This is a genomic window from Fibrobacter sp. UWOV1, assembly GCF_900142495.1.
Lineage (GTDB): Bacteria > Fibrobacterota > Fibrobacteria > Fibrobacterales > Fibrobacteraceae > Fibrobacter.
On the sequence record NZ_FRBA01000001.1, the window covers coordinates 482,532 to 501,894 of the forward strand.

The following is a 19,363-nucleotide window of genomic DNA, read 5'->3' on the forward strand; positions in this document are numbered from 1 at the left end:
CGTTCTGGAGGGGAAAGCATGAAAAAAGCATTATTTGCATTCGCAGCCGTACTTTGCGTAGGTAATCAGATTTTCGCAGAGGAAGCACCGGAAAAAGCCTCTCAAGAAAAATCCCCTTGGGAAATTTCGTCTACGGTATCTGCCGCCTACTACCCCGAAGTGGAACACCACCGCGGTTCAAGCCACGTCACAGGAATCAGCGGTCCTTACGACGGCATCGAGGCCGTTGCCGAATTTGATGCGGCCTATACGCTCCCCTTCTTGCGTGGCGACGACGAATTCACCGCCGACAACCATGTGACATTTAGCGCGGGGTTGGAAGTTTCGCCCATTACGCTCGCACCAGTCGCATCAATTACCGTATCTCCCATTGCCTTTTTGGAACTGGCCGTCGGCGGCACGGCAGGAACCGGCTGGAACGCGTTCGATTTATTCCAAGGCATGGCTGCATACAATGCAGCAGAGCCTGAATACAAGGACATGACTCCCTTTGCGCACTGGTACTTGTACGGCTGGGGAAGCGCATGTTTCATGTTCGATCTTGCCGCCCTTTGGGAAGGCGACTGGCACCACGTTGTCGCTACGGCAACCTACAAAGCCGGCTACCAGAAATTGACTGGCACCGACAGCGATGTTTGGCTATGGCAGGCCTCCGACGGCTTGGCGAGCGGCTGGGTGTACGAGCAGGAATACTTTGTAGGCTACCAAATGCCTTTGAAACTTTCGATGATCGGCGTCGGTACCACGCTTTCGGGCCATTATGAGTCCAGCGATTTCGGCGACTATTCGTCTCGCTACAAAGGCGACTTCATGACCATCGACATTTGGCCCATGGCCGAAATCACTTTTAGCAAGAAAGACAAGCTTTTTGTGCTTTTTGATTTCCAGTCGCGCCGCAGTTTCCGCGAAAAATACAAAGATGCAGAATACGAGCCGCTAATGACCTATAGCGGTAGAGAATGGATATTCTACACACTCGGATTCCAGTGGAAGCACCTGTTTTAATTCTTTTCACAATTTTTTTACTAAAATATAATACGGAGCCTAGAATGGAACTTAGAACTGTTTTGAACGATGCTGAAATGACAATTGCTCTTTCTGGCGAGCTGAACACCCTCACCTCGCCCAAACTTGCTGCAGAAATTGCAGCTCACATCGAAAAGATAAACTCGCTAATCATGGATTTCAAAGAATGCGATTATGTATCCTCGGCAGGGATCCGAGTATTACTTTCAACATTCAAGGTCTTAAAAAAGAAACAGGGAAACATGCAACTTCTCAATATCGGCGAAAACTTCAGGGAAGTCCTGGACGCAACCGGGCTCGACGCCGTTTTCGGTTTAATTTAAATGACTAACTACGAAATAGAGATGGAACTTGACAAAGCTTCAAAAGCCCTGTCAAAAGAAACGCAATCTATAAATCTATCTTACTGGAATGCCGGCTCCGAATACAAGGCTCAGCTCAAAGATATCCTCAAATACGAATCCGTACAGGATATTTTTGACTATCAATATTATCTTCCTGAATCCATCAAAAAAAACATTGCAACCAAATTAGGCTTTTCAAGCGAAGATTTCTACGAATCTCAGGGTTTTGCCTTCTCGCAAAGCACACATTCAATTGTAACAATCGCAGTATTTCTTTCACAAAGAAATTTGAAAACAGGAATCATTGCGCCAGCATACTTTACGGCACAGACTTGCCTAGACGATTTAAAAGTTGACTACCACGTTTTTAACGAATTCATTCCCGACTTCAATCAAAATTTTGATATCGGCCCCCTTATAAATTCGGACTGCGAAGCATTCTGGTTCACCTCTCCCATCAACTCGACAAGCGTTTATTTCAATCAAAATGTCATAAACGGCATTCAAGAACTTCTAGATGCAGGAAAATGGGTTATATTGGACGAGGCCTTATGCGTAAACGGGAAGGAACTTTCAAGAACACTAGGAATTCAAAAAAAATTAATTTATATCTATAGCCCACATAAGGCTCTAGGAATTCAGGGGATTAAATTTTCTATCATTGTCACACATAAAAAGTTCACTGACGAAATTGATAGGCTCAAAGATTGTTACGGAGGCTCCCTAAATTATCTAAGTGAATTGGGAGCACGCCACTTCATCTCCCAAAATTACGACGAATGCCTTCGTTTTTACAATCAATTTTGGAGCGACAATTACAAACGAGTTCATCAGATTCTAGCAAATTACCATTTCGCTCATGTGTCACCTGATATATCCGGTCATTACGCCATGATCTTTCTTGACGGGTGTATAGGAACCGAAAATTTTATTTTCGCCATAAAAAAAATAATCAAGGAAAAGGGATATTTGATTTTCCCGGGGATTATGCACGGTTTTGACATAAGCAAACAGTTCTGTTTTAGAATCAACCTGCTCCTGAACAAGACTGATTTGGAAAAAGGACTTATTTCAGTTCTTGACTACATGGGCAAATTCATCGAGAATGCATAATGGCTAAAGAAAAATTTATCGCCGTACATGACAAACTTACCGAACACGCTCAAATGACGCCCGGTGCCATTGCCGTTATCTGCGCAGACAAGGAACTTTCGTACAAGGAACTTGACCAGGAATCAGATTATTTGGCGGCATCGCTTTTCGCCCTGATTCCAGAAATCAGACAAGGAGATTTCATCACTCTTGTATTGGACAGGTCTTTCTCTATTCATATCGCCATCATGGGCATTTTAAAAACGGGTGCGGCCTTTATCCCGCTTACACTCGACACGCCTCCTGAAAGAATTGCATACAGCATCAACGATTCCAAATCGAAAGCCATCATTACAACCGCAAAAATCAAGGCGGAACTTCTAGAAATAGGCAAATGCACTTGCAAGATTTTCACACTAGAAGAACTCCTTGCCAAAGCGAAAAAAGAACATTTAAAAAAACAAGTTGTTCATGTAAGCCCCGATGACATGGCAATGTGCATTTACACCTCAGGTTCTACAGGAAATCCCAAAGGGGTCACGCTTAATCACAGGGCCATTTACGAAGAATTCTTTCCAAAACAATGGATCGCCATTGCCCAATATCAAATTCATCGATTGGCCGACATATCCCCATTCACGTTCATCCTTTTTTATACAGGATTCTTTTATTGCATTTATGCAGGGGCCCTATTTTATCTTAACAAAGAAAATGAACTTAAAGATTTAACAAAATTTTCAGAACAGATTAAGAAGTATCAACTGGATTCCGTAATCGGAATACCTTCATTCATAGAAATTCTACTTTCTGCGGCTGACAAAGAAAAATTTGAAAGCATTATAGGCCTTTACATGGGCGGAGAGCCGCTCTCTCCGGAGCATGCCGCAAAAATCTTCAGCAAACTCCCTACCGTAAAAATCATCAATGGGTACGGTACAACAGAAACTTGCTCCATGGCTGTGTGCAAGGTATTGCAAAATACAACAAGTTCCTTCACAAATGGAATTCCATACCGGACAAAAGTCTTCATCGTAGATGAAGAAGGAAACGAACTTGGACCAAACCAAAAGGGAGAACTTTTAATACAGGGCAAGACGCTTTCTTGCGGTTACTTGAATCGCCCCGATGATACGGCAAAGAGCTTTATAGAATACAGAGGCGAAAGGACATACAAATCTGGGGATCTTGCCTATAGGACCGACAACGGAGAAATTGTGATCTGCGGCCGAACCGACGATATGGTAAAGTTAAACGGACAGCGAATCGAACTCCAGGAAATAGAACAATCCATTTTAAAAATTGAAGCCATTAAGCAAGCAACCGTTATTTTAAAGACAAACGAAAAAGAGAATTTCCTAGTCGCGTTCATTGTTGCAGACACAGACATATCTACAAAGGCTATCAAGGAAGAACTATCAAGGATTCTTCCACCTTATATGATTCCTTCGGTTTTTGTAACGCTTGACAAAATGCCCTTAAATAAACACGGGAAAATTGACAAGCAAAGCCTAAAAACAATGGACATTTCGTTTAAGCATTTAAATGAAGATTCTTCAGAAATTGGCATCGAAAACATCTTATGTTCAGCGGTCAAAAAAGTTCTTGATCTAAAAAGAGACCCTTCCAAAGAAGATAATTTCTTTGAGCTAGGCGGATCCTCTATATCAGCCGTTGAGCTAATCATCGAGATAGAAAAGCATCATTTAACGCTGACGGTTTCAGATATCTACTACGGAAAGACAATCGATCGAATTGCAAAAAAAATACAATCAAACAAGAACACAGATGACAATAAAAAATATGAAGAACAATGCCGAAAAAAAACATTCGACATAAAGGCAGAGCAAGAATTTTTCCTATCTGAAGAAGAACAAAAATCCGGCAGTAATTACGTTTACAACTTTTCGTACGTTGTCACACTCGGAAATCAATACGATGAAAAAAAAATATGCGAAGCCGTTGACAAGACACTTCAAAAGCATCCGATGATGATGTCTGTTTTTTCGAATGATGAAACGGGAAAATATTCCGTCTCATACCGCCCTGAATTGAGGAAAAAAACAGAATTGTGGCATACCTCCGAAAAAGAATTCAACAAGTTTAAAGAAAAGCCGGAGCGTCCATTCAATTTATTCGGAGAACATCTGTATAGAACCAAAGTCATTGTAACAGAGAAAAACAAGTACCTCTTTGTGGAAGTCCATCATTCTCTAGGAGACTATTACTCGTGTTTTATATTCGCCGTACAGACCTTCAACGAGTATTACCAAGAAAAATCAGGAGATGACTTTTATTATTCGTACTTACAAGACCTAGAAAACACCAAGAAGTCCACAAAATATGCTGAGGCAAAAAGATATTACGAATCCCTAAAGGGCGATTCCAAGTGGTGCTGCGTACTTGAATATGACCATACAAAATCTTTCGGGAGAAGCGCTTATTTGGATTACGATTTAGGAATCTCCCTAGATCAAATGAACCAAGCCGAAAAAAGACGTTCTACATCCAGGAATGAACTTTCTATTGCGGCGGCAATACTAGCCCTCTCCGAGATGACAAGAAAAAAGAAAATCTGCTACACCTGGACTTACGACAACCGAAAAGAAGGCAAGTACCTCGAAACCATTGGCAGCTTCGAAGAAAATCTACCCATCTTTATCGATCTTGAAATAACGGATTCTCCCTCAAAAGTTCTTTCCGAGATTTCAGAACAAATCCTAAAGGGCATTTTCTATTCGGAATGCCTAGGTGATATTTTCTACAATGACGAACTGGACACATACACCTTGGAAATCATCTATCAAAAGCAAGTCCATGAAAACACCATGCTGAACCTGATTCCGCCGGAGGTTCAAATTGAAGAAGTGGGTTTGAACCGCAATGCGGCAATGCCTTTCGAAATAGAGGTACGCGAAAGCCCTTCGGGACTATCCCTGTTTATTGAGTATGCGGAAAATCTATACACTCCAAAACAGGCGTTACAGTATGCGGAACTGTTAAAAAAGAATTTGAACCTTTTGATGAGTACCTAATCAAATTACCATTTTTTCAACCTATTATTATATTTAAATGAATGAGCAAGACATTTCTGTCTAAAAAGTTTCTTTCGCTACTGGTTTCGGGAACAGTCTACATGATTGTCGTTCCAATCCTGTTGCTGTCGGATTCCGTGATTGCAGGCCTTGCCTTAGGAGAAACGAGCGTCGCCGGCATCAGCCTTGTAACCCCTGCATATTCCCTAGCCGCTTTTTTTGGCGGAATCCTTTCGATTGGCGTTCCTATCTTGTACAACCGCGCCATGGGAGAATTCGATCAAGCGAAAGCAACCCAGTATTTCAGGGTCGGATTGACCGCTGCTGTTAGCATAGGCGTACTCTTGTTCTTTGCCTTTACGCTGTTGGGCGACACCTATCTCCATTTTTTTGAAGCGACCCCCGCTGTTTTTGAACAGGCCAAGCAGTATTTCTTTTGGTACAAGCTAACCATTCTGATTTTGCCTTTATTCCTACTGATGTGCGAAGCCGTATTTTCAGATGGAGACGACACGATTAGCACAATCGCAGGCATCTTACAGCTAGTTGTCAACATCGCCCTCTCCATCATCTTGGCAAAATCCATGGGCATCGAAGGAATTGCCCTGGGCTCGTTTATCGGTACCGCACTTGCGCTTTTAGTGACAAGCCTCCACTTATTCAAGAAAGGAAACTCGCTAAAAATCGGATTCCACTTTTCAATTGCAAAAATTTTTCACATAGCGAAATACAGTACGATCGATGCGAGCACCTATCTATTTTTCGCCTGCTTTGCCGTGATTGTCGAAAAATACATCACATTCGCATTCGGTTCTGAAATGCTGATTATTGCCTCCGTTATTTTCTTTGCAAAAGAGTTTCAGATTATTTTTGACGGCATCGGAGAGGCCATTACACCCCTCATCAACATCTATCTAGGCGAAGAATCCTACTGCGGCATTAAAAATTGCTACAAGCTTGCGCAGAAAGCGGCTATTGTCGAAGGGGTTTTAATGACCGCCATCATAGCGGCAGCGGCTCCACTCATCGTAAAAATTTATGGCATCGAGAATCCAGAAATCGCAGAGGAGGCCATCAACGGGGCACGCATTATTGCACTTGGGCTCACCGGAACCAGTCTTCTCTACTTGCTCTCTTCGTATTATCTGCTCATCGACAAGATTTTTCTTGGGGCACTTCTCTGCGGATTACGCGACGTGATTGTCGCCGCCCCCCTCCTATTCATTCTCGGCGAAAAATTTGGAATTTACGGTTTCTTTGTCGGGATAGCCCTTTCGAGTATTTTCGCCTACATCGTCTCGACACTATTTATCCGCACCAAATACGGCAAAGAAAACTACCCGTTGCTACTTGCAGATAAAGAAAAACGACTGAACTACCGCTTCTACGAACTTAAGCTGGAGCCGGAATTGATTATTGATGTTCAAAAGCAGATAGAGCGATACCTTCAGGAAAATGGCATCAACAAAAAAATCATAGCCAAAGTCAAATTGCTCATTGAAGAACTTTTTATGCTTGTTTTTGAGAAAAACGGGAACGCGGCAACCTATGCGGAATGTTCCGTCTTTATTCGAGAAGATGGAATCCAGATTATCACCAAGGACGATGGCATTTTATTTGACTTATCAAGCGACGATGTAATCGCGGGTTCCATAACCGAGTTCATGGTTTCGGGCTACATGGAAAAAATGAAAAATAACAAGATGTACCTCACGACCATGAGTTACAACCGTAACACATTCAAGGTAAAATTCGAGGCATAAATATGACCTATGAACAAATTGCAGATACCCTGTTTGTAGAAATATCCGTTTTCACGACCTTGCTAACCGCATTCATGTTGTACAACAACATCGTACTGTACAAGATGAGCTTCAAGGACAAGCTTTCCATTATGCTTGTGTCGGCAACGGTCTTGTCTGCTTTTGACGGAATCTGGCATTTTGTAGATGGGAATCTTACATACAAGATCCTTAACTACGCCTGCGCCTATATTTTTGCAATTGCAATGATGCTCGGTTCATCGATGTTTACGCGATTTTCGTTGAATCAATTTGAAATCAAGATGAGTTCAAAAAAATTGCACCACGCGCTATTTATCGCACCCACCGTCCTTACCGTTATTTTATGTCTAACGACACCTTGGACCGGTCTAGTATACTCCATCGACGAACATGGGGAAATTCAATATGGCATCATCTTTGATTATTGTTTGGTACCGATTGCGTTCATGTACGCAGGTTCACCATTGTTGCAGTCCTTCTATTACTTAATCCGACGCCGAAAATCAAATGCAGAAAAGAAATTCTATGGTCAATGTATTTTGACAACCTCCTTATTGATTGCAGGAATTGAATTTATTCAACTATTCGTCTTGGATCTTGATGAAAATTATCTAGAAACCAGCCTTTCAACCGCCATCGCACTCACCTTCTTTACAACAAACGTGAACACGAATAGGTTCGTCAAGAATCGCGAGAAAATAGTGGCCGTCGAAACCGATCTGAATCTCGCCGCAAACATTCAAACAGGTTCTCTTCCTTCCGCAGAGGGCGTTCTTGTCAACCACCCCGACGTAAACATTTACGCGACCATGGATACTGCCAAGGAGGTCGGCGGAGATTTTTACGATTTCTTTGAAATCGATGGCACGCATATTGCATTTGTCATCGCCGATATTTCGGGCAAAGGTGTTCCCGCGGCCCTCTTCTCGATGACCGTGAAGACGATGATCAAAGACCACGCTTCGATGAAACTGTCCACGGCTCAGATCTTTACCGATGTCAACCGAATCCTGTGTGAAAGCAACCCCGAAGAAATGTTTGCCACAGCATGGATTGGCATTCTAGACACCAAGACACGCATTTTAAAATTCACCAATGCAGGCCACAACGCCCCCTGTTTTGCAAGAAAGGGCGAAAATTTTGAATTTTTGAAGAACAAGCATGGGTTATTCCTTGCAGGCATGGACGATACACAGTACAAGGAATCCGAGATTCAATTACAGGATGGCGACAACCTTTTAATCTATACCGACGGATTAACCGAAGCGCACAACGGCTCAGGGGAACTTTATGGCGAAGAGAGACTGCTGAAAAAGCTCAATTCGGCCGATGTCCGTGGCGGCAAAGCATTCTTGACTCAAATCAAGGAAGACCTGCAAGCTTTTGTGGGTGATGCCGAACAATTCGACGACATTACCATGTTGTCCATTTCTCTCAGGTAGACAAAGCCGCAAACTTACCCGAATTTTCCGGAGCGTTCCATGTTCTGGATTTCTTCGATTCCGAGCAGCATGGCGCGGGGTTTGCTGTTGCCCTTAGCTGGGCCACACACGCCGAGGCTGTAAAGTTGGTCCACAATTTTACCGGCTCGGCTGAAACCCACGCTAAAGTGGCGCTGCACCGCCGAGGTCGAAAGCCCGCGGCATTCGACAGCCCAAACGGCCACATCGTAGAGCAGCTTGTCAAGCTTGCCCAAGTCCTTGCCTCCGCCCTCGCCGTCTTCGTCGCCTTCGCCGTCGCTAACGTCGAACGATTCTACCTGCGGGTAGAATACGTTCTGGTCGGAGCAGGCATCGGCAAGCTTTTCGGCTTCTTCGTCGCTTAAGAAGGCTCCATGAACGCGAACCGGTTCCGGATCGTTCACCGCCTTGTAAAGCATGTCGCCGCGGCCCAGGAGCTTTTCGGCGCCGGCATGGTCCATGACCGTGCGGGCGTCAATCTGAGAGGCCACCTTGAAGCTGATACGAGTCGGCAAGTTCGCCTTGATAATACCCGTAATCACCTTGACTGACGGGCGCTGCGTTGCAAGCACCAGGTGAATGCCCACGGCACGAGCCTTTGCGGCAAGGCGCGCCACGTTCTTTTCGATTTCCTTGCCAGCGACCATCATGAGGTCTGCCATTTCATCGATAATCACCACGATGAACGCCATGCGATGGCTGCGGTCTTCTTCGGGCACTTCATCGGGCAACTCGCCCGCCTCAAACTTTGCGTTAAAGCCGCCAATGTTACGCACCTTCGCCGATGCCAGAACTTCAGTACGGCGATCCATTTCATAGCACAGCCACTGCAACGCCTGAATCGCAATTTCGGGCTTGGTAATGACAGGCGCCAAGAGGTGCGGAATGTTTTCGTACATCTTGAGTTCCACCGCCTTCGGGTCCACCAGAATCATGCGGAGTTCGTCAGGAGTCTTGCTGAAAAGCATCGAAGCCATGAGGGCGTTAATGCACACGGACTTACCGGAACCCGTCTGGCCTGCAATCAGCAAGTGCGGGGCCTTGGCCAAGTCCATCGTAAACGCTTCACCGGTAATGTCTTTACCGAGGGCCACCAGAATCTTTTCAGGCGAGGGCTTGAACTTTTCGCTCTGGAATACATCGAGGCAGTACACCGTCTGGAACTTGCGATTCGGGATTTCGATACCGACAGCAGCCTTGCCCGGAATCGGGGCTAGAATACGCACCGAAGAAACCTTGAGTGGAAGCGCCAAGTCTTCTTGCAAGGCGGAGAACCGGCTCACCTTCATGCCCGGGCCCGGTTCCACTTCAAAGCGGGTAATCATCGGGCCCGTTTCGCAACCGATCACGCGGCCTTTCACCTTGAAGTTTTCAAGTTTTTCTTCAAGCATCTTGCCGATGGCGTTCAGTTCCTCTTCGCTGTAATCGGCGGTCTGCGGTTCATGCTCTTCCAGAATGTCGCTAATCGCGGGCACCTTGTATTCGTCGTAAACCGTGGTCGGGTCACGCTGCGGAATCGGGGCCGCCTTCATACCCGCTGTTGATGTACCGCTCGGCACATTCCCAATCGAAGCCCCCAGTGTTCCATCCGGCATTTCAGGGACATCGCCCACATCGTCGGCACCATAAACTTCCGGTACAAAAGTATCATCATCCGAGGCGGGCGCACCCATCGTCTCGGCCCCATCGCCACCGAGCAAGTCCTCGGCATTAAAGGGTGCCTCATTACCAACAGTCGGCTCGCCCGCCATCACAGTGCGTTCGTCAGCATTTTGAGTCGGGAGTTGCGTCATGGATCTTTGCGTTACACCCTTTGCAGCAGGCATCGTTCCGGTCGGCATCGCACCTGCAGCCACCGTGCGCGTCGCCATAGAACCCGTCACCGGAGAACCTTCGCGACGCACATCGCCCTTCACCTGCATACGGCCGCGGTGATCCTTTTCCCAAGCAATCAAGTCGCGTGCGCGCTTGAGGGCCGCAATTTTTTCCTTGACTTCTACGATTTCAAGGGCATTCATCTTGCCGCCGTTCTGGCGCAAGTAATCTTCGAGCCTGCGGATTTCAGGATCTTCGTCCAAATTATAGCCGCCAACCATGTTATTCGTAGAATCAGGCTGTGGAGCCATCTCCTTTGCGCGGCGGGGCGTTACAGTCTGCAAGACTTCGTCCGGAAGGTTCGGCACTTCGTCCGTCGTTCCGTTCAAGCTGAACTCGTCATCCATCCAGTTGCTGCGTCCGTTGAAAGGCGTCACCTTGTTCTTACGACGAATCTTGAAACCGTCCGGCTGGATATTCACGGTATTGTCGTCCATGTACACACCGCGCGGAAGTCCACCCAGATCCATATTGGTCTGCACCTGGGGCACACGGCGGGTATCCACCGGTTCATAGACTTCACCTTCGATTGGCTCCTTTTTCTTGAACACCGACTTAAGCCAAGCCGTCGTCTGTACCACAAACTTGAAATGTCTCGGGCGAAGGCCAAACGCAATCACCAGAATCAAGGCTATTCCCACCAGCGAAATGGTAAGCGGCATCAACAAAGAAGCCTTGCCAAAAATAGGGACCGCCACGAACTGGTTAAAGAACTGCCCGAACGCTCCGCCGCCCTGCATCAGCATGTCTTTTGCGACCTTCGTTTCACCATAGTTTCTGAGCGAGCAAAGGAACGAGATAATAACCGACAAAAGGGTAAGCCCCACTGCATGGCGGATAAAGCGCGTACGCCTCGAAACAGACACCAAGGCAGCGCCCCACAAAACAAGCGCCGACGACACAAACAGCGAAGCGACCCTGCCAAACACAAATGCCAGCGCATCGGGGAACATCTTGCCCAGATACGGTCCCAAAACGTTTTCACGTACGCCACTATAGGCGGAACAAATACAGCCAATCATCAATATAGTGCCGAACCCGACCAAGGCCCAGCCACCGAGAATGGCGCCAAATCCCTGTTCCGAGGTTTCAAAATCGTCTTTTTTGGAAGACTTTGCCGATTTTCCCGATTTTTTTGATGATGATTTCTTTTGAGTAGCCAAAAAATGCCTCCGCAAGTACCCCCTAAATATAGTATTATATTATCTTTTTATTATGCAAATAAAGTTTTCGAAAAAGATTAAGAAAGTTTTATCGGGCTTCTTGATTTCAGCCCTTATTGTTTTTTTAATTCTTGTTTTCGGAAGCACGCAAAGCAGTTTTCTGCCGGAATTCCTCGAGGAGTCCATCATCGGAAAGACCCAGCGTAACGGCGCAGAAGCTCTTGAAAACATTTTTTACGATTTATTTTTCAAGACCTCTACCCATTCCGCAAGAGCCGACGAAGAAGACTACAACACCCACCAACGCGTATCCATTAGCGACAGCCTTGACCAGAACATTTACATTGTCGATATCGATGAACCATCCCTGACCAAACTCGGCAACTATAACGAATGGGACCGTTCCATTCACGCCAAGGTCATCCAGAACTTGAGCGAAGGCGGTGCGGCGGCAATCAGTTTCGATATCCTGTTCAAGAGCGCCGACTTCGGTAAGCAAAAAACGGATCAGGCGGCGAGCGTGCTCAAGAAAATCGCGCCCGAAGCCAAAGTCGATTCCCTCTACCCCTCGCTACTCGCCAATTACAACTTCGACTCCATGCTGGTGAACTCCGTCAAAGAAAGCGGGAACGCCATCGTCTGCTACATGTTTGACGACCGCAAGTCGTACAAGCACCCCTCGCAATGGATTCCCCTGAGCACCTTGGTACGTGCCGACGCCATTGGCTACAGCTCCACTTTGGACACGACCCAGATTGACAAGATTGAAAACGTCGAACCCAAGGACTTGCTGGACAATATATTCCCAGAACTTGCGCAGGCCGGAGCCAAATTCGGATCCGTAAACGCTTACCCCGACAACGACGGCGTGGTCCGCAAGGTTTCGATGCTTTACCGGTTCCCGAACCCCACGCTTGACATTATTTCGCTTTTGGATACCACCATCGAGAGTTACAAGCAGATATACGAAGCAATCATTAGCGGCGGCGACAAAAACTACGTGTATTCCACCATGTCGCTCATGACTATTTTGCACCTATTCCACAAAGATCCCAAGGACATCACGGTCAAGATGGGTAAATACATCGATGTGGGCAAGCCCTTCGGCATTTACCGCGATTCGGCCGGTACCTACCACACGACCTACCCGAATTTCAGCTACCATATGTTCCTGCTGCTCCGCGAAGCCCTCGCCGAAAAGAAAATCCAGTCCAAGGCGAGCGAAGGAATTCTTGAAATTTCGCACAAAGTCTTTGCCTCCAAAAACGCCAATGGCAAAATCACCTTGGAACTTTCGAACGGTGGCACCAGCAGTATTTTCGACGAAAACCAGTCCAAGCTCTTGACGATGGTTTCCCTCGACATGCTAGACGCCCTCGAAGAGCAGGAATCCGTAAAGCTCAACCGAGACTATATCATCCGCAAGGACGAAGACGAAGACGGATTCTACCAGATTGTAAGAAAGCCCGTCGCCACGAGCAATAGCGAAGATGAAGAAGAAGAGGAAGAAGAGGAAGAAGAGGATGAAGACGACCAGGAATCCATTGACTTTACCCGAAGCGCCATCAAGACTTTAGACTTCTACAAAGATACTCTCAAGCGCATGCCTGTTGGCCAAAAGATGATTCTTTCGCTTGACATGCAAATCCATTACAACAAAGCAATCAAGAAATGGAATTCAAACCAGGCAATCCTTTCGGACGCAGTCATCCGCGATATTCAAGCCACCAGTGAAGAAACCATCAAGAACTTGAAACCAGGCGAAGAACTCCGTTTCGGCAAGGTCAAGCGCATTCCTATCGACCAAGCAGGCCGTTATCAAGTCAAGTACAAAGGCCGTTACAACGAAATCAACAACAGACGATTCCAGCACCTGTCCTATTACGACGTCTACAAAGGACGTGTCGACAACCTGTTCTATCAAGGCAAGATTTTCATTCTCGGTTCTGCGGCGGCGGCTCTATTCGACTTTGTGCCTGGCCCGCACGAAGAAAACTACCCCGCCGTATTGATCCACGCCACCATTATCAAGAACATTCTGGCCGACGACTACCTGGTAACCTTAAGCGAAAAGAAACAAGAAATCATTGTCATCTTGCTCGCGCTCCTGTGCCTGGTACTAGGCCTCTACTTTACGAGCTCGATTTCTGTGGCACTATCTCTTATTTTGATGGCCATTTACACCTTCATCGCTTACAAGTATTTCCAGGGCGGCCTTTACATCGGTGCGTCCAAGCAATTGCTCGCGATGTTGTTAACCAGTATTACGGCTCTAGTCGTACAGTTCTACTTTGAAAACAAAGAAAAGAACTTCATCAACAACGCGTTCAAACAGTACATTTCTCCCGAACTGATTACCGCCATGGTGGAAAACGAAATTATGCCGACCCTGGGTGGCGAAAAATCGTACATCACCGCCTACTTTACCGACATTGCAAGTTTCTCCACCTTCTCTGAAAAAATTGGCGACCCGAGTAAACTCGTTGACTTGTTGAATGAATACCTGACCGCCATGACAGACACCCTGCTCGAAAACAAGGGAACTCTCGACAAATACGAAGGCGACGCCATCATTGCATTCTTCGGCGCGCCGATGCCTCTCCCGAACCACGCCCAAAGTGCCTGCGAAACGGCGGTCGAAATGCAACGAAAGCTTATCGCCCTGCGCAAGAAATGGATTACCGAAGACGACAAGTGGCCTACAGTCGTGCACAACATGCACATGCGCATCGGTATCAATTCCGGTGACATCGTGACGGGTAACATGGGTTCTTCGATGCGTAAAAACTACACCATGATGGGCGACGCCGTGAACCTCGCCGCCCGTCTCGAAAGTGCCGCCAAGCAATACGGCGCCTACATCCAGATTAGCGAAGACACGCAAAAAGATTTGGTCAAAGGCGACTTCATCTACCGTTCCCTGGACACCATCCGCGTGATTGGCAAGAGCCAACCGGTCAAGACCTACGAAATCTTGGAAAAGGCCGACTGCAAGTATCAGGAATCCCTCAAGGAACTCGTGGGCATTTGGGAAAAAGCACGCGCCTGCTACCTGAACATGCAATGGGACGACGCCATCGAACTGTTCAAGCAATGTCTGGAACTGGAACCCCACCACCCCGACCGCGATCCGGGCAGCAGGACGACGCCTTCGCACGTTTACATCAAGCGCTGCGAAGCATACAAAATTACCCCGCCTGTTGCAGAAGGCGAGGTATGGGATGGCGTATTCACCGCTACAGAAAAATAGCGGCATAGCCGCTATTTTTCAATTACGAATTCGGATTTCGGAATTCAGAATTAGTTCAGCTCGATATTGTCGATCAGGCGCGTCTTTCCGAAGAAGGCCGCCACCAGAATCACGACCTTGTCTTCGGGTCCCAGGATTCCGGCGAACTTCTGAAGATTCTTCTGGTTCACAAGTTCGACAAACTGCACAATACCGTGTGCACCCAGAATAGACTTCAACACGACATCGCGAATCTTGCTCACGGCGCGTTCACCCTTTTCGTAGGCTTCCTTAGCCTGCTTAAGGCCCGCACTAATGGACAAGGCGCTTGCGCGTTCTTCGTCGGTCAAGTATTCGTTGCGGCTCGAAAGGGCAAGGCCAGAATCTTCGCGGACAATCTTGACGCGGTGAATCTGGATATCAAAATTCAAGTCCTTCACCATGCGTTCAATCAGGAACACCTGCTGGTAATCCTTTTCGCCGAAGTAGGCGTGATTACAGCCCGAAATCAGGAACAACTTGGAGACAACCGTGAGTACTCCGCGGAAATGGCCGGGGCGGTAGGCTCCGCAATACATGCCTTCCAAGGTTTCGTCGCGAACCATAGTCAGCGGGTCGCCATCGGGGTACATTTCAGCAACACTCGGAGCAAATACGAAATCGGCACCCAGCGATTCAGCAAGCTTCGCGTCGGCTTCCAGGCGCTTGGGGTACTTATCCAAATCTTCGTTTTTACCAAACTGGATCGGATTCAGGAACACGCTGACAACAGTCACATCACATTCCTTGACAGATTCCTTGATCAGAGCACCATGCCCGGCGTGCAAAGCACCCATCGTGGGAACAAGCCCGATAGTCTTGCCCTGCTTGGCGAGCGGCTTGATGACTTGACGAAGAGAATCAACAGTAGTTACGATTTGCATTATTTACCTTCTGGTACAAAATAAGTCGTCTGCTTGGGGCACGCGGCAATCGCATCGAGCACCAATTGCAGATGATTTTCGTTATGGACAAAATCGATATGGTCCGTATTGATGATAAGCACCGGCGCATACGGATAGTTCCAGAAATAATTGTCAAAGCGTTCCAGAAGACCATTCAGGTAAGAACCTTCGATAGTCTTTTCCATGGCGCGGCCACGTCCGTGAATACGCTTTAAAAGTGTCGGAACCGATGCTTGCAAATAAACAACCAAATCAGGCCTCGGGATATCATGATTCAAGGCCTTTGCCACCTGATCGTACATGGCGTATTCGCTTTCGGTCAGGTTCTGGGCTGCAAAAATCTGGTCTTTGTCGTATGTATAGTCACTAATCAGCAAATCGCGGAAAAGGTCGCTCTGGAGTGCCGAATTCTGCAACTGCTTTAAACGGTCGAGCAAAAAGAACAACTGCGTCTGAAAAGCGTACGCTTCTTTGTTCTGGTAGAATTTTTCAAGGAACGGGTTTTCCCTGAAGTTTTCTTCGATCAAAGTCGCCTTCCAGCGATTGGCGATAATTTCTGCAAGAGAAGTCTTCCCTACACCGATAGCCCCTTCGATGGCCAAAAAATGGACGCCTTTTTCTGTCAGCATATTAGGGTTCCTCCGAGGTAATGACGCGGAACGGGATTTTTTCTTCTTTCTGCAAAAGGTTGGAATAAATTTCCGTCACCTTCATTCCCAGCTGGGGATCCTCCCATTCTGGAGCAATATCGTTCAAGGGCACCAGTACAAACTGGCGGTTCACAATCTGGGGGTGCGGAAGATTCGGCCTGCCCTGGTGGACTTCCTTGCCGAAGTACAGCAAGTCCAAATCGATTTCGCGGGAATTCCAATGACCCCGGGGTTTGCGGCCCAATACAAATTCAGCACCTTTCAAATAATGCAGCAGGCGCGTCGACGTTCCCGAATACCAGAAACTTACGACTTGATTGAAATAGGGACCCTGGCCCGCCGGTCCTACCGGTGGAGTTTCGTAAATGGGACTTTCTAGCCACCCGCCCGCAGAAATCTTGCGGAGCATCTCACGACCATCCTCCAAATGTTTGGAGCGATTGGGGAGGTTTGAACCCAAGGCGACAAAAACTCTTTCTAAAGAATCCACGGAATTAAATATAGATATTCAAATTGTCCTTTTTCCGACGAAAAACGCAAACCCAACCGCCACAGGCGGATTCAAAAAAATTTTTCAAAAAAAAGTCGTTTTCTTATGACAAATTTGATTTTTTTAGTTATTTTATCGGAGCCCACTATATTATTTCGGTCAAACGATTCGACTAGGGCTTTTTCACTACATTAAAATATTAACCAACATCATTTTCATTTATTAATTCAATAGGACACCATCGTGGCTCCAACAAAAAAGAATTCTAAAAATGCCTATTTGGCAGATCAAGAACCTACTGGCGCAGAAATCCCCCCTGAACTGAACATGGATTTTTCAAACACCGAAGATAAGGAATCTTCCCCCAAGCGCCGCGGACGTCCCAAGAAAGCTAAAGAAGATACCGTAGAAATAAAGGCCGAAGTGAAAGACGCCAAGGTAGAAAAAGAGCCCGCCGCAAAAGAAAAAGTTGTCGACGCTAAAGAACAGAAATCTTTTGAAAAAAGAGCTGCAAACAACGTAGCCGAAGCACCTGCCGCCAATGAACAGGCCGCAAACAAAACGGCAGCAAACATCCCGACAACCAAAGCTCCTGCTGCTGAAAAAATTCAAGCAGAAACGCCTGTGCAAAATGCAGAAGCCGCATCTGCAGAAAAACCTGCCGAACAAGTCGAACAAGCTGCAAACCAAGGCGAACAAATCGCCAACCAAAACGATAACAACGGCCAGCAGCAAAACCAGCAGAACCGCCGCTTCGACAAGTTCGACAAGTTCAACAAGAACAACCGCCGTTTCGATAAGAACAACCGTCAAAACCAGAGATTCCAGCCCGAAGAAGAAGATACCACCCCGCTTCCGGAACCGGATTCCGAAGCATGGAACAAGGCTCGCGAATGCTGGAGCAAGTACCGCAAGATGACCATGAGCGACTTGCAGGAACTTGCCGCTCAAAAAGAAAACGTAGACTTCAGGCGTTACCGCAAGCAGTCCTTGGGACTTCTCTTGCAGAGCCTCGAAAACGAAAACAACATCGTATACGCCGAAGGCCTTCTCGAAGTTACTCCGCAAGGCCACGGATTCCTGCGCAATACCGAATTCAACTACCAGCAGGGCCCGGACGACGTTTACGTAAGCCAGAACCTGATCCGCAAGCTCGGACTCAAAATTGGCGACACCGTCGCAGGACTCGCCCGTCCGCCGCGCGATCAGAACGACAAATACTATGCGCTTCGCCGCGTAGACAAAGTAAATTTCGAAGACCCTGAAAAGATTAAGCGCCGCGTTGCTTTTGAATACTTAACCCCGATTCACCCGAACGAAAAGATTCAGCTCGAATGGGATCCCGAAGAATTAAGCACCCGCGTCATGGACTTGTTCTCCCCCATCGGTAAGGGCCAGCGCAGTATTATTCTCGCTCCTCCGCGTACCGGTAAGACGATTCTGTTGCAGAACATGACTCGCGCTATCGCCAAGAACCACCCCGAAATCATCATCATCGTGCTTCTGATTGACGAACGTCCTGAAGAAGTGACCGAAATGCGTGAAATCATCGGCAAGCTGGTCGAAGCAAACCCGAACCTGCGCGCCGAAGTGGTGGCCTCCACCTTCGATGAACCGCCTGACCATCACGCCCGCGTGGCCACCATGGTGCTCGAAAAGGCCAAGCGCCTTGTGGAACAGCAGAAGGACGTAGTCGTCTTGCTCGATTCCATTACCCGTTTTGCCCGCGCGAACAACGTGGTGATTCCGCACTCCGGCAAGATTCTTTCGGGCGGTGTGGATGCCAACGCCATGCAGTTCCCGAAAAAGTTCTTCGGTGCCGCCCGTAAGATTGCCGACAAGCTCGGCGACTTCCAGAAAGATTCCAACGGCCAGATTGTCCAGACAATTACCGGCGAACCGGTCCGCGAAATCATCCAGAAGAACGGTTCCCTTACCATTATCGGTACCGCCTTGATCGAAACCGGCAGCCGCATGGACGAAGTGATCTTTGAAGAATTCAAGGGTACGGGTAACATGGAACTGGTGCTTGACCGCCGCCTGGCCGAAAAGCGCACCTGGCCCGCCATCGACATATTCAAGTCGGGCACCCGTAAAGAAGACCGCCTTCTTACCCTTTACGAACAGGATATCATCTGGAAATTCCGTCAGGGTGCCCAGAACGATACCGAAAACGGCATTATGGACAAGCTCATTAAGCTCATGAAGCAAAACAAGACCAATGCCGAATTACTAGAATTTATGAAAAAAGCAAAGGACAGCCTTCGCTAAACA

The 19,363-nt window shown here is 47.2% G+C and carries 12 protein-coding genes; 8 read left to right on the plus strand and 4 right to left on the minus strand.

Annotated features, from left to right (window positions below):
• The first annotated feature begins 18 nt into the window (after positions 1–18).
• Genes BUC02_RS02095 through BUC02_RS02120 form a run of 6 tightly spaced genes read left to right on the plus strand, consistent with a single transcriptional unit; the run spans position 19 to position 8,720 of the window.
• Positions 19–1,005, plus strand: coding sequence for a hypothetical protein (locus BUC02_RS02095; RefSeq protein WP_073317971.1), 987 nt, complete (start codon positions 19–21; stop codon positions 1,003–1,005).
• Positions 1,006–1,049: 44 nt separating this feature from the next.
• A complete protein-coding gene (locus tag BUC02_RS02100) occupies positions 1,050–1,349 on the plus strand; it encodes an STAS domain-containing protein (protein WP_073317974.1) in 300 nt (99 codons plus the stop codon).
• Entirely contained in the window at positions 1,350–2,483 is a 1,134-nt protein-coding gene (locus tag BUC02_RS02105) for a PLP-dependent aminotransferase family protein (RefSeq protein WP_073317977.1), read from the plus strand.
• Positions 2,483–5,494 carry an amino acid adenylation domain-containing protein gene (locus BUC02_RS02110; RefSeq protein WP_073317980.1) on the plus strand — a complete coding sequence of 1,004 codons (3,012 nt, stop codon included), beginning with the start codon at positions 2,483–2,485 and terminating at the stop codon, positions 5,492–5,494. Before BUC02_RS02105 ends, BUC02_RS02110 begins: the two co-directional genes overlap by 1 nt.
• A gap of 41 nt (positions 5,495–5,535) precedes the next feature.
• Positions 5,536–7,257 (plus strand): MATE family efflux transporter, encoded by a 1,722-nt coding sequence (locus tag BUC02_RS02115; protein ID WP_073317983.1) that lies wholly within the window; start codon positions 5,536–5,538, stop codon positions 7,255–7,257.
• A gap of 2 nt (positions 7,258–7,259) precedes the next feature.
• Positions 7,260–8,720 carry a PP2C family protein-serine/threonine phosphatase gene (locus BUC02_RS02120; protein WP_073317986.1) on the plus strand — a complete coding sequence of 487 codons (1,461 nt, stop codon included), beginning with the start codon at positions 7,260–7,262 and terminating at the stop codon, positions 8,718–8,720.
• A 14-nt stretch (positions 8,721–8,734) separates the two neighbouring features.
• Here BUC02_RS02120 and BUC02_RS02125 read toward each other — a convergent pair whose 3' ends face one another.
• Entirely contained in the window at positions 8,735–11,776 is a 3,042-nt protein-coding gene (locus BUC02_RS02125) for an FtsK/SpoIIIE family DNA translocase (protein WP_073317989.1), read from the minus strand.
• 100 nt (positions 11,777–11,876) lie between these two features.
• Here BUC02_RS02125 and BUC02_RS02130 point away from each other — a divergent pair, with 100 nt between their 5' ends.
• The gene (locus BUC02_RS02130; RefSeq protein ID WP_254794058.1) at positions 11,877–15,026 is read left to right on the plus strand and encodes a CHASE2 domain-containing protein; all 3,150 of its coding nucleotides are present in this window, start codon (positions 11,877–11,879) and stop codon (positions 15,024–15,026) included.
• Positions 15,027–15,076: 50 nt separating this feature from the next.
• Here BUC02_RS02130 and panC read toward each other — a convergent pair whose 3' ends face one another.
• The 3 genes from panC to folK are packed head-to-tail and all read right to left on the minus strand — an operon-like array spanning position 15,077 to position 17,089.
• The gene (panC, locus tag BUC02_RS02135) at positions 15,077–15,928 is read right to left on the minus strand and encodes a pantoate--beta-alanine ligase (protein ID WP_073317995.1); all 852 of its coding nucleotides are present in this window, start codon (positions 15,926–15,928) and stop codon (positions 15,077–15,079) included.
• Positions 15,928–16,578, minus strand: coding sequence for a deoxynucleoside kinase (locus tag BUC02_RS02140; protein WP_073317999.1), 651 nt, complete (start codon positions 16,576–16,578; stop codon positions 15,928–15,930). The genes panC and BUC02_RS02140 overlap by 1 nt, the downstream gene beginning before the upstream one ends.
• 1 nt (position 16,579) lies before the next feature.
• Positions 16,580–17,089: a 2-amino-4-hydroxy-6-hydroxymethyldihydropteridine diphosphokinase gene (gene folK / locus BUC02_RS02145; RefSeq protein WP_073318002.1), complete on the minus strand. Its 510-nt coding sequence runs from the start codon at positions 17,087–17,089 to the stop codon at positions 16,580–16,582.
• A gap of 243 nt (positions 17,090–17,332) precedes the next feature.
• Here folK and rho point away from each other — a divergent pair, with 243 nt between their 5' ends.
• Entirely contained in the window at positions 17,333–19,360 is a 2,028-nt protein-coding gene (gene rho / locus BUC02_RS02150) for a transcription termination factor Rho (RefSeq protein ID WP_254794059.1), read from the plus strand.
• Positions 19,361–19,363: the final 3 nt, after the last annotated feature.